This window comes from Pedobacter sp. KBW06, assembly GCF_003852525.1.
In the GTDB taxonomy this organism is placed as follows: domain Bacteria; phylum Bacteroidota; class Bacteroidia; order Sphingobacteriales; family Sphingobacteriaceae; genus Pedobacter.
Genome location: NZ_QAJL01000006.1, coordinates 352,650 through 366,257, shown reverse-complemented (window position 1 = coordinate 366,257; position 13,608 = coordinate 352,650). Strand labels below are relative to the sequence as shown.

Genomic DNA, 13,608 nt, shown 5'->3' with positions numbered 1-13,608 from the left:
AAGCGAAAAACTTATGATGGAAAAAGATACAATAGCGCAATATAAGACACAATTATCTTCGATTGTGTCGGAGATCTTCCATATGGAACTGGGAGAAATTGACCGCTCGTTACTGCCTTTCGACTATGATTTTGATTCGGTACAAATGATCAGGTTTGTGAGGGAGTTTAATGAAACTTTCGATCTGGATATCAAAATGGGCCAGATGTTTATCGCCGATGATTTCGGGGCCTTATTTAACCTGCTGGAAAGTGCATTGCTGCAAAAGGCAAAGGCAGCAAGCGAAGAATCCGGGCAAGTTGAGGCCACCGGGCCGGAAATTCGGTATCCTTTATCGGAGGGGCAAAAAGGTTTGTTTTTTATCCAGCACTTTGATCCCGGCCATACTGCCTATAATATTCCTGTTGCTTTTACACTAAACCTGGATGTCCCGGAATCTATTCTTTCGGAAGCATTAACACTGATGTTGACTGCACATCCCATTTTAAGGATGAACTTTTACAACGATCAGGAAAGCGCTGAGCTTTATCAAAGTAAAAACGGAAAGGCAGTCGTCCCTTTGGTATACAGCAGGGATGGAAACCAGGAAACACATCAGGAAGGCTGGTTGTCATTACAGCGAAAACCATTCGACCTTAAAAATGATTGTCTGTTGAGGCTATATGCCAGCGTTGATCCTGTTAAACAAAGCACATCTCTGCTCTTTGTGATTCATCACATTGTGTTTGATGGAACATCGAGTATCTTTTTTGTCAGATCATTTCTAGAAAAAATAGAATACCTGATGAAAGGAGAGAAATGCAGCGATCAAGCGGAAGACCTTGCTTTTTTTGACTATGTGAACTGGGAACAAGCTTACATGAACAGCGAAAAAGCACATGAAAATCATTTGTTCTGGAAGGAGAAGCTAAGCGGACCATTGCCTGTATTGTCCCTGCCTTTTGATCAGCTGTTTTCAAAAGATCAGGACTCCAGAGAAATGGCTTCAGAAACGCTCATTCTGGATGCAGCGGCATTGGACAGATTAAAGATCCTGGCCAGAGCGCTGAAAGTCAATTTGTCGGTATTGCTGTTGAGCATATACAATGTATTTCTGAGCAAAATAACCGGCGATGAAGATATCATTCTGACCACCCCAACTGCCGGGCGTCCGAAGAAGGAACATGAACAGGGGATTGGCTATTTCATCAACATGATGATCGTCAGGAACCAGGTTTCAGCTAAGACTTTCTTTAATGATTTTGTAAACGAAGTAAAACTTCAGTTTGTTCATGGTATTGATCACGCTGCCTATCCTTTTCCAAAACTGATTTCGGAATTTGGCTTGGGGCAGACACATGAAAACGGGTCTGTACTTCGTGCGGGTTACCTGTATCAGAATTTCTTTGATGCAATTCTTGACAAAAAAGAAGGAATTTATGAAAAGGCAGAAATGCCGACTGATTTGTTCCAGGAGAGCGAAGAAGATTACCTGATAGAGGTCTGCGACTTCAGAAAAGAACTACGGATCAATTTAAAATATAACAGGCATTTATTCCATGAGCTGACGATCAAACGCCATCTGGGCTATTTCAAAAAACTGCTGACCGAAGTTCAGGAAGATTGTAAAAAGGAAATTAAAGACTATGACATTGTACCTGAGGCAGAAAGCCAGCAGTTATTTTCGGAATGGAACAATACCACTGTTGCTTATCTGAATGAGGTACTCGTTCATGAATTGTTTGAAAAACAGGTTTTACAAACTCCGGAAAGCATTGCCCTGGTATATGAAGGAGAGGAACTCAGCTATTTTGAGCTGAACCGGAAAGCCGAACAGCTGGCCCGCTACCTCAGAACTAAAGGGTTAAAGGACAATGCCCTGGTGGCAATATGTGTGGACCGTTCACTGGAGATGATGATTGGTTTGCTGGGAATTTTGAAAGCCGGCAGCGCTTACGTGCCATTGGATTTCAGCTATCCGATAGACCGTTTACAATATATTCTGGATGATTCAGGTGCAGGTTTTTTACTTGCATCAGCAGAAGTGCTGGAACTTTTTCCAGCCGGAGGCAGCTATTTGCCTTTGTGTCTGGACGAAAATACCTGGGAAAATGAACTGATGGTACAAGAGACCGGTCATTTAACAGACCCTATCCTGGATCGCCCTGCAGCAAAACAAAGCACGGAATCTCTTGCCTATGTGATCTATACTTCAGGCTCTACAGGTAAACCAAAGGGCGTTGGCGTAAGGCATCGGAATGTGATGAATTTCTTTAAAGGGATGGACCTGAAGGTTGGAAATGAAGAAAGTCAGGAAGTCTGGCTGGCGGTAACCAGCATCAGCTTCGACATTTCTGTGCTGGAATTATTCTGGACGATCTGCAAGGGAAGTAAAGTAGTGATTCAGCCCGACCGGCCGGTTTACAAAACAGAGAAGGCAAATATGGATTTCAGTCTGTTCTTTTTTGCGGCACAGGAAGAGGTTACCCATTGTAATAAATATGAATTGTTACGCAATGCGGCACAGTTTGCTGATCAGCATGGCTTATCCGGGGTATGGATTCCTGAACGTCATTTTCATACTTTTGGCGATCAGTTTCCAAATCCATCCGTCGCCGCTGCTGCTGTGGCCGTATTGACCAGTAAAATAAAGATTCGTGCCGGAAGCGTGGTACTTCCTTTACATGATCCGGTGAGGGTTGCAGAAGAATGGTCAATGGTTGATCACCTTTCTGAAGGCCGTGTGGAGTTGTCCTTTGCTTCAGGCTGGCATCCAAATGATTTTATTTTTTCACCCGGAGACTATGAGCAACGTCATCAGAAGATGCGGGAGAAACTGTTGGAACTGAAGGATTTATGGGAGGGCGCAACATATATTCGTAAAAATGGTGCAGGAAACGATTTTAAGGTGCAAATCCACCCTAAACCTGTACAGCAATCTCTCCCGGTATGGATCACTGCGGCGGGGAATCCGGAGACTTTCATTTATGCGGGTTCTATAGGTGCTAACCTTTTAACCCACCTGCTGGGTCAGAATAAAGAAGAGCTGGGCGAGAAAATTAAACTGTATCGCCGTTCGTTAACGGAGCATGGTTTCGATGCAAATCATGGTAAAGTGGCTTTAATGCTGCACAGCTTTGTTTCTGAAGACCTGCAGCTGACCAAAGAGGTGGTCCGGGAGCCCTTCAAAAACTATTTACGTCATTCTGTGGATCTGATAAAACCTTTGGCAAAACAGGCCGGCCTGGACATGGACAAAGATTTGGAAGCCATTGTTGAAATGGGTTTTGAACGGTATTTCCAAACGAGTGGTTTATTCGGAACCCCTGAAACCTGTATGTCCCGCGTTTGGGAATTTACTGAAATCGGGGTCGACGAAATTGCCTGTCTGGTGGATTACGGTATTGACAACGATACCATCATGTCTAATTTGCCAAATCTGGTTAAACTTCAGCAACTGCTGAGACAATCGGCACTGCATGAGCGCTTTTTACAAAAGAAGTTGAACAAAGCCTGGCTTCCTGAAGAAAATATCAGGCAACAAGGCGTTACCCACCTGCAATGTACCCCTTCATTTGCTCAGGAATTGATCACTCATCAAAGTGGTCAAATGGCAATAGGGCGCCTGAAAAAGTTACTGATTGGCGGGGAAGCTTTAAGCCCTGCTCTGGCTGCCGATATTTTTAAATCTGGGCAGAGCCGGATTTTCAACATGTATGGACCTACAGAAACCACCATCTGGTCTACCGTAAAAGCGCTGGGGCCTGAAGAGCAGATTACGATCGGCGGACCTATTGCCAATACACAAATTTATATCCTCAGTCCGGAAAATGAACTGGTGCCAATTGGGGTGACGGGCGAGTTGTGCATCGGAGGTGATGGGCTGACGGCTGGTTACCTGAACAGGAAATCATTAAACGACGAAAAGTTTATCGACAACCCCTTTGACAGCGGTAAGCTGTTATACCGTACCGGAGATCTGGCGAGGTGGCTACCTGACGGAGAGATTGAATGCCTGGGCAGAATTGACAATCAGATCAAATTAAGAGGACACCGGATTGAACTTGGAGAAATAGAAAATGCTTTGTCTGCACATCAATCCATACAAAATGCGGTAGTGATTGTAAAGGAGCAGGGGGAAGGTAAACAATTGCTGGCCTATTATGTACCGGTTCAGACGGAAAACCTGCAGCCTGCTGCATTGAAAATTTTCCTGCAGAAGTCCCTGCCGGATTATATGATCCCATCCCTGTTTATTCCGATCGAACAAATTCCGCTGACCCTGAATGGGAAGGTGAACCGCAAAGTGCTGGAACAACAGGAAATCAGGTATGGAGGAGACCAGGAATACCGGGCTCCGGGTAATGATGTGGAGAAAAATCTCGTCAGAATTTGGAAAGAGGTCCTTGGACTGGATAAGATCGGTGTTTCCGACAATTTCTTTGAACTGGGAGGAGATTCTATAAAAAGCATACAGGTGATCAGCAAGGCCAATCAAATGAACATTCATTTGACAACCAGACAGCTTTTTGATTACCAGACGATAGAAAAACTTGCTCCCCACAGCCTGCTGAAACGGATCCATGAAGAGCCGGCGGTATTAACCGGAGCAGTCGGACTAACTCCTGTTCAGCATTATTATTTTTCGCTGAATCATCCGAAGCTCAGTCATTTCAATCATGCGGTACTTTTAGAAATAGATAAGCGCATCAGTACTGAACAATTAAAAATCGCTTTTTCGAAGATCTGTGCACAGCACGATGCTTTTCAGCTTCGTTTTAGAAAAGAGGGAGAGACCTGGCATCAGCAATTCAGTGCAGACGCACTGCCAGCGGACTTTCTGAAAAGTTATGACCTGAGCGCTGTTAGCCCTGACGTGCTGAATACCGCTATCGAAAATGTGAGCGGGGGTTTACATGCAAGTCTCGATATTGAAGAAGGGCCGCTCATCCGCGTAGGACATCTGTTACTCGCTGAAGAGCAATCCAGTCACAGGTTGCTGATCAGCATTCACCATCTGGTGATTGATGGTGTTTCCTGGCGGATTTTGATCTCCGATCTTTTGATGCTATTGAAAACAGCGGATGCGGTTTTGCCAGCCAGGACTACTTCCTATCAATATTGGTCGGCATCACTTTCAAGGTATGCTTTTGAAGAGGAAATTAAGGAAGAGCAAAGCTATTGGCTAAAACAGGCCGCTGCCAGCCAGTCTTTACCTAAACTGGTTGATACTCAAAAACCGCTTGAAAAAGCGAATCGGATATTTGCCAGGATCAACACTTCGCTGTATCAGCAACTCATCACCGTATGCAATCAGGCCTATCATACTCAAATCAATGACCTCATCATCTCTGCGTTGTATTTGTCTTATCGCGAATGGTCCGGAAGAGAATTGATGCCGGTGTACATGGAAGGACATGGGAGGGAGGAGTTATTTGAAGATATAGATGTCAGTCGCACAACGGGTTGGTTTACGAGCATCTTTCCGGTATTGATTGAAGCTCCTGTAACTAAAGATCTGCCATCGTATATCAAAACGGTAAAAACGATATTGAGGGCAGTTCCGGATAAAGGCATTGGTTATGGCATCCTGAAATACTTAACAGAAGCGCAGGGATTGCGTGATGCAGCTGTTCCGGAGTTGATGTTCAATTACCTCGGGGATCTTAATTTGCCTCCTGAAGCTGCCGGGCTATTGACGGTTGCAGAAGAGTCTTTTGGAAATATGGTGGCAACGGAGAACAGGAGCGAGGATATCCTCGTAAACGGAATGCTAAACAAAGAAGGTTTGAATTTCGAGTTTAAGACAGATTACGCATTGAAAAATGGATTGATGCTGGAACAATTTGCTGCTGTATTTGAACAGCAGCTGACTGCTGTCATCGAACATTGTGCAAGTCCTTCCAATTTTGGTTTTACTCCTTCAGATTTTCCGCTCTTAAACTGGGATCAGATAGAACTGGACGGGTTCTTAGCCGAATCGCATAGCAAAGAGCGGCAGCAGGAGATCTTGCACATCTATCCGCTTTCTGCTTTACAGGAAGGCATCTTGTTTGAAACCATGTTATCTCCTGATTCGATGATCTACAAAAGTCAGATGATCCTGACTTTATCGGAAGAGATCGACCTGAATGCGCTTGAGGCGGCCCTGGAGAAAGTGGCCAATGAATATGACGTTTTAAGAACCTCATTTTATCATGAAGGAATGCCTGTTCCGGTTCAGGTGGTATACAAAGCAAGAACGATAGAAATTGAGAAATATACTTTAAGCGGCAATGATCCCGCAGAGCGGAACCAGCAGCTGGAGGTACTGCTGAAGGACATCCGGTCACAGCGCTGGGATTTAAGCAAGGACCAGCTGCTGAAAGTCGCAGTGGTAAAATACTCGGAGCAGGAAAGTAAACTGATTTTAACCCGTCATCACATTATACTAGACGGTTGGTCGAATGGCATCTTCTCCGGAGCATTATTGTCTGCCTATATTGCGGTAAAGAATGGAAAGCAGCTTGCTTTAACTGCCAGTCTTCCTTATTACAAATACATTGAGGCGCTTCAGCAAATGGATTCGGGTAAAGCGGAACATTTCTGGTCCGGGTATTTGTCCGACATTAGCACCAGGGCCGTTTTACCATTGTCTGGCTTGTCGGAAAGCAAAATGCCCCAAAGCCGGCAGTCCTTTAAGGAATTGTCTTTTCTCGTTTCTGAAGACTTAACCAGACGGTTAAAGATATTTTCAAGGACTGAACACATCACTTTGAACAGCTTGATCCAAAGTTGTCTGGCCCTGATGTTGTGTAAGCTTTCCGGCGAAAAAAATATACTGCTGGGAGATGTCAGCTCAGGCCGGACATTGCCGGGAATGGATTTGTCGGATATGGTTGGCTTGCTCATCAATACCACGCCAGGGTATTTTAACATCGATGCCGATGAAAGTGCAGTTGACTTTTTGCACCGGAACCAGAACGCACTTCAGGAGAAACTGGAATATGAGCATACCCCTTTATCTTTGATTCATCAGTATGCACAGTTGAGTAATAATGAGCAGCTATTTCAGGTTTTGTATGCCTATGAAAATTTCCCTGTAAATGAATCAGCGATCACAGACCTGTCTTCTTCATTTAAAAACCTGGAGGCCCTGGAAGAAGACCATTATCCCCTTGCGTTCAATTGCAAAGTTTCAGAAGTCTTTACCATAGGCATCAAATACGACGAATTTTATTACGACGGTGATACCGCAGAAAGATTTTTTAACTCCCTGGAGCACGTAATAGATCAGGTGCTGGCACATCCGGAAGGATTGTTATCGTCTATTGATTTGCTGACTTCGGCAGAACGAAAGCAATTGCTTGTGGAATGGAACGATACTTTTGAGCCTTATCCGGAGGGCAGGACATTTGTCGACCTCTTTGAAGAACAGGCACTAAAGACCCCGGATCGTATCGCCCTGGCATTTGAAGGAAGGCAACTGACTTATAAAACCTTAAATGAACGTTCAAATCAGCTGGCAAATTATTTAAGGAATGCTTATCAGATTAAACCAGACGATTTTATCGGGATCAAGCTCAAACGCAGTGAAGCGGTAATTGTGGCGATACTGGCGGTTTTAAAATCCGGTGCGGCTTATATCCCGATTGATTTTGAATATCCGGAAGACCGGATCAGGTATATGGTAGAGCAGAGCCAGTGTAAAGTGCTGGTTGATCAGCAGGAGCTGGATTTGTTTGCTTTGGTCGCAGACAGCAGCAGCGAAGAAAATCCGGAAAAACTCAATGCTCCGGAAAGCCTTGCCTATGTGATCTTTACTTCAGGCTCAACAGGGCGGCCAAAAGGAACGATGATCACACATGAGGGGATGTTAAACCACTTGTATGCCATGATCAGTCAGCTGGAACTTACGTCGGAGAGTGTGATCGTTCAAAATGCATCTTTTTCATTTGACATATCAGTATGGCAATCCCTGACCGCTTTGATGACAGGTGGTACCACACTGGTCCTCGGTAAGGAAGAAATCCTTGATCCGGCAGTGTTTCTGCGTAAGGTAAATGACTGTGAGGTGTCGATATTACAGCTGGTACCTGCTTATTTAAATAGTTTGCTTGACATTATTGAAGAAAATGGAGGGATTCATTTCACCAATCTCAAATACCTTTTGGTAACCGGAGAGACTTTTCACTCCAGTCTTCTCAAGCGCTGGCTTGCGAGTTTTCCGGGAATAAAAGTAGTGAATGCATACGGACCGGCTGAGGCTGCGGATGATGTGACCCTCTTCTTTACCGACACCATGCCTTATACCCAAACCATTCCGATTGGTTTCCCGGTTCAGAACATGCGCATATATATTGTTGATGAACACATGGCACTTTGCCCGGTGGGCGTACCCGGTGAAATCTGTGTTGCGGGAATTGGCGTGGGCCGGGGATACCTGAACAATACAGCGTTGACGGAGCAGAAATTTATGGATGATCCGTTTTTCAGCGAAGTCAGTGAAAAGTTCCGGACTTCGGTCCCGGATGAGGAGCAGGCGATCCATAAGGAGGAGCTGAGCCGGAGAAAACGCCTATACAGAACCGGAGATATCGGACGCTGGCTGCCGGATGGAAATATCGAATGTCTGGGAAGGCAGGATGACCAGGTGAAAATCCGTGGATACAGAATTGAACTGGGCGAGATTGAAAATACCCTGCAGGGAAACCCTTCGGTAACGGCTGCGGCTGTTGTGGTAAGGGAGAACAAATCAGGAGATAAATATCTGATCGCTTATTTCGTCAGCCCGGAACATCTGGAACCGTCTGCATTGAAAACAGATCTGGAGAACAGGTTGCCGGCCTACATGATTCCTGCAGCTTTTGTGAGGCTTGAAAAATTACCACTCACTGCAAATGGAAAAATAGACAGGAAAGATCTTGCCGGTCGGGCGGAAGCAGCGGCAGTAAATTGCGGGCTTTATGAAGGAGCAAGGAATGAGACCGAAGCGAGGTTGCTTGAGATCTGGGCGAAGGTTTTAAAAAAGGAAGTTGCTGAGATTGGGATCCATGATGATTTCTTTGCATTGGGAGGCCACTCTTTGCTGAGTGTCCGGTTGAACGGTATGATTAAGAAAGCATTTGAATTGGATCACTTGGAATTGCAGTTTTTGTTCAGATATCCAACCATATCAATGTTTTCAAGGGTATTGAGCCACTCGGAGGTCGACAATGGAAACGTATTGAGCAGGAATTCTGCAATTGATAAACACTTGATTGAGCTAAGAAAAGGAGACGACAACGCCATTGTTTCATTTGTGATCCCTGGTATGCCAGGCATTGCTGATGGTTATTTTGAGCTTGCCGGGGCGTTACCCGGAAATGGAAATGTCTATGGATTACAGATGAAAGGTCTGTTTGAAAATGAACAGCCGCTCAACAGTATTCCGGAAATCGCCGAAGCACAGCTGATGCTGATTCGCAGCATCGCTGATCAGCAGGAAATCAACCTCGTTGCCCATAGCTATGGTTGTCTGGTTGCCTATGAATTGCTGAAACAGCTTCAGTTTAGCGCTGATCTCAAAATTGCCAATGTCTTCTTAATTGACGGATATACCGGTTTGCTCGACAACAGGTTTAGTCGGGCAGATATCGAAATGGACTTTTTAAAAGGACTGGAGCAGATCAGTAACCAGATCATCATCGGAAAGGAAGAACTCATACATGGGTTGCTGCAGGCAAGGGAAAACGATCGTCCTGCGGCATTGATGGGCGAGCTGGAAAAAAGAGGCATCGACATCTCCTCAGCTTATTTACAACGCCTGTATCAGACCTGTGTCACCAGCATGAACATACGCTACAAACCTGAAGAAAAATTGCCCTATCCGGTCATCAGCATTCTGGCCCATGAGGGCGCAGCAAAGCCGGATGGAGATAAGGACTGGAGCAGATATTACCAGGACATCAGGACTGTTAAAGCGACCGGTACGCATTTTAGTATGGTAAAGGAGCCACATTGCAGGCGCTGGATTACCCTAACCCAAACAGAATTTAAACCCTATTTAACCTCTTAATATTTTGAAAACAATAGAAGAACACGAATCACAGGTTAGAAGTTACAGCAGGAATTTTCCTGCAACTTTTAGCACTTCATCCGGCGCTTATTTATACGATGAGGCCAATAACAGGTATGTTGACTTTTTCTCAGGAGCCGGTGCATTAAATTACGGGCATAATGACGAGGACATGAAGGAGGCGCTGATCGGGTACATCAGTCGAAATGGAATTGTCCATTCGCTGGATATGGCCACTGTTGCCAAAGAAAGTTTTATTGATAATTTTATCCGTTATGTCCTGAAACCGAGGGGGCTGGATTATAAAATACAGTTTACCGGACCTACGGGTGCGAATGCGGTGGAGGCAGCTGTAAAACTTGCCCAGATCGTGAAAGGGAGAAATCAAATCATTTCTTTTACGAACGCCTACCATGGACATTCTAAGGGTGCATTGAGGTTAACTGCGAATTCTTATTACCGGGAGGGGCTTGAAGACGACCTCTCGCAATCCACTACATTCCTTCCTTTTTCGGGCTATCTTGGGCCGGACATTGATACTTCTGTGCTGCTGGATAAATTATTGAGCGACAAGGGGAGTGGTTTAAGTAAGCCGGCAGCCATCATTTTAGAAACGATACAGGGAGAAGGTGGAATTAATGTTGCCACACAGCAATGGCTGCGAAATATGCGGGAGATTACCAGCAGACATGGGATCCTGATGATCATTGACGACATTCAGAGTGGCTGCGGCAGGACCGGTGATTTCTTCTCTTTTGAATTTGCAGACATACAGCCGGATATGGTGGTCTTATCTAAATCGATTAGTGGATGCGGCTTGCCGATGTCGTTATTGCTAATCAAGCCGGAAATCGATGCCTGGAAACCCGGGCAGCATACCGGTACATTCAGGGGGAACAACTATGCATTCATCACCGCTGCACTCGCCATTGAAAAATATTGGAAAGATGATCAGCTCAGCCATAAAGTAAAAAGGGAATCTAAAGCCATTGTGAGTCTTCTTCAGGAAATAAAGGACGAATACCCGGGAGAGCTGAGTATAAGAGGGCGTGGTTTTATGATCGGACTTGAATTTAAAGACAAAGCCATGGCTGTTGAGGTTTCCAAAGCCTGTTTTAAAAATGGCCTTGTGATTGAAACCTGCGGAGCGGAAGATCAGGTACTCAAATTGTTTCCGCCGCTTACGATATCAGCAGAAAGCCTGGACGAAGGTCTGGAAATCCTGAATAGCAGTATTGTTGAATTGATGAGAAATAAAAAGCCGGTATACTTATGAAAGCAATTATGTTTCCCGGTCAGGGATCCCAGTATAAAGGTATGGGGAAAGACTTGTTTAGCCGTTACAAAACTGAGACACAGCAGGCTTCAGATCTCTTGGGGTATGACCTGCAGGAACTTTGTGTCGCCGATCCGCATAAACAATTGTCGCAAACCCAGTTTACGCAGCCGGCTTTATATGTGGTCAACGCCTTTGGTTATGCTGCGGTCAAAGAAAGCTGTTCCGCTTCGTACTTTGTTGGCCATAGCCTTGGGGAGTACAATGCCTTGCTGGCGGCGGGGGTCTTTGATTTTAGTACTGGCTTAAAGCTGGTCAGGAAGAGGGGAGAACTGATGGCCGAAGCTTCTGGCGGAGGCATGGCGGCAGTTGTTGGCGTTGAAATGGCCGAATTGAAAAAAATGCTGAGTACTCCGGATTATGAAGGAATAGATATTGCCAATTTTAATACCCCTTCGCAAATCGTCATTGCCGGGAAACAGGAGGCCATTAAAAAGGTAGTTGCTGAGTTTGAAGGTAAAGGAATCAGAATTATCCCTTTACAGGTCAGTGCCGCCTTTCATTCCAGGTATATGGCCCCGGCTGCAGCAGATTTTGAGCTTTTTTTAAAGGGCTTTGAATTTTCTGCCCCAGGGGTTCCCGTAATTTCAAATGCATTGGGTATTCCCTATGAAAAAGAGCAGACGGCGAGGTTATTGAGCACACAGATTGCAAGCCCTGTGCTCTGGACCAACAGCATCCGTTTCCTAATGGGAAAAGGGGTGATTGATTACCAGGAAATTGGCAGCAGCATTCTTTCTAAAATGGTTCATGAGATCCGGGAAAAGTGCAGTCCAATTTTAGGACAGAGCAATGCCATTGCCGTTGAACGAAATGGAACAGCGGTAAAGAATGGACAGCTGAAAGCAGAAAATGAAAATCCAGTGCCAAAATCCGGCAGGACGCTGCCCATGAAACTGGGAAGTAAGCTATTCCGGGAAGATTATCAGATTAAATATGCCTATGTGACCGGAGCCATGTACCGGGGTATTGCCTCAAGGGAACTGGTGGTAAAGATGGGAAAAGCCAATATGCTGGGCTACCTTGGAACCGGCGGATTATCCCTTGAAAAAATAGAAGCGGATATCCGGCATATCCAGACAGAGCTTACAGAAGGTCAGGCATTCGGACTGAATTTACTGCACAGCATTACCGATCCTTCCTTTGAAATGGAAACGGTAAAGCTCTATTTAAGGTTAGGGGTGAAACATATTGAAGCCGCTGCTTATATGCAGATGACGGAATCTCTTGTCTATTATCGTTTATCCGGTTTGCAGCAGGGGGAAAATAAGGAGACCATTTGCAGGCATAAAATATTGGGTAAGATCTCACGGCCGGAGGTCGCAGAGGAATTTATGCGGCCTGCTCCGGAAAAGATTGTCAATAAATTGCTTCGTGAAGGACTGATCACTGCCGGGCAGGCTGAACTTTCGAAAACTGTTCCGATGAGCTATGACATTTGTGTGGAAGCAGACTCAGGTGGACATACCGATGGTGGGGTTGCCCTGGTGCTTTTACCGAGTATACAAAGACTGCGTACAGACATTCAACAGGAATATCAGTACCAGAGACCGATAAATATTGGCCTTGCAGGAGGGATTGGGACACCTCAGGCCATTGCCTGCGCCTTTGTGATGGGGGCAGATTTTGTGCTGACCGGATCGATCAATCAATGTACCGTGGAAGCTGATATGAGTGATTATGTAAAAGACCTCCTGCAGGAGATCAATGTTCAGGATACAGCTTATGCACCAGCCGGGGATATGTTTGAAATCGGCTCAAAGGTTCAGGTGCTTAAAAAAGGAGTATTGTTTCCTGCAAGGGCAAATAAGTTATATGCGCTTTATACACAATACAATGCATTGCATGAGATTCCTGAGAAAACGGTAGAGCAGCTGGAACGGAATTATTTCAAAAAACCAATTCCTGAAATCTGGGAAGAAACCATTACCTATTTTAAAAATAAAGGGGAACATTCCGAAATACAAAAGGCAGAGCAAAATCCAAGGCATAAAATGGCCCTGGTGTTCCGCTGGTACTTTGGCTACAGCATGCGGCTTTCCCTTGCGGGAAATAAAGATCAGCAGGTTAATTTCCAGGTCCATTGTGGTCCGGCACTTGGTGCTTTTAACCAGTGGGTAAAAGGAACAACACTGGAAAGCTGGCGCAACCGGCATGTAGATGAAATCGGGGTAAAAATGATGGAGGAGTCGGCCAGCCTCCTGGAGAACATGTATCAGTCCTTTAAATCTTAATCCCTTTATAAATATTTCAAAAT

Annotated in this window: 3 protein-coding genes; all 3 read left to right on the top strand. The window is 45.1% G+C overall.

What is annotated here, in order from left to right:
• The first annotated feature begins 13 nt into the window (after positions 1–13).
• The 3 genes from DBR43_RS31250 to fabD are packed head-to-tail and all read left to right on the top strand — an operon-like array spanning position 14 to position 13,585.
• Positions 14–10,015 (top strand): non-ribosomal peptide synthetase, encoded by a 10,002-nt coding sequence (locus DBR43_RS31250; RefSeq protein ID WP_124587277.1) that lies wholly within the window; start codon positions 14–16, stop codon positions 10,013–10,015.
• Between the two features lie 4 nt (positions 10,016–10,019).
• On the top strand, positions 10,020–11,291 hold the full coding sequence (gene ectB, locus DBR43_RS31245) for a diaminobutyrate--2-oxoglutarate transaminase (RefSeq protein WP_124587276.1): 1,272 nt from the start codon (positions 10,020–10,022) through the stop codon (positions 11,289–11,291).
• Complete coding sequence (fabD, locus tag DBR43_RS31240; RefSeq protein ID WP_124587275.1) at positions 11,288–13,585, top strand: ACP S-malonyltransferase; 2,298 nt, start codon at positions 11,288–11,290, stop codon at positions 13,583–13,585. Before ectB ends, fabD begins: the two co-directional genes overlap by 4 nt.
• Positions 13,586–13,608 lie beyond the last annotated feature (23 nt).

What these genes read in the sequence shown, in the direction of transcription:
- DBR43_RS31250 (WP_124587277.1), top strand. Translation starts at nt 14, where the DNA reads ATGATGGAAAAAGATACAATAGCGCAATATAAGACACAATTATCTTCG.
- fabD (WP_124587275.1), top strand. Translation starts at nt 11,288, where the DNA reads ATGAAAGCAATTATGTTTCCCGGTCAGGGATCCCAGTATAAAGGTATG.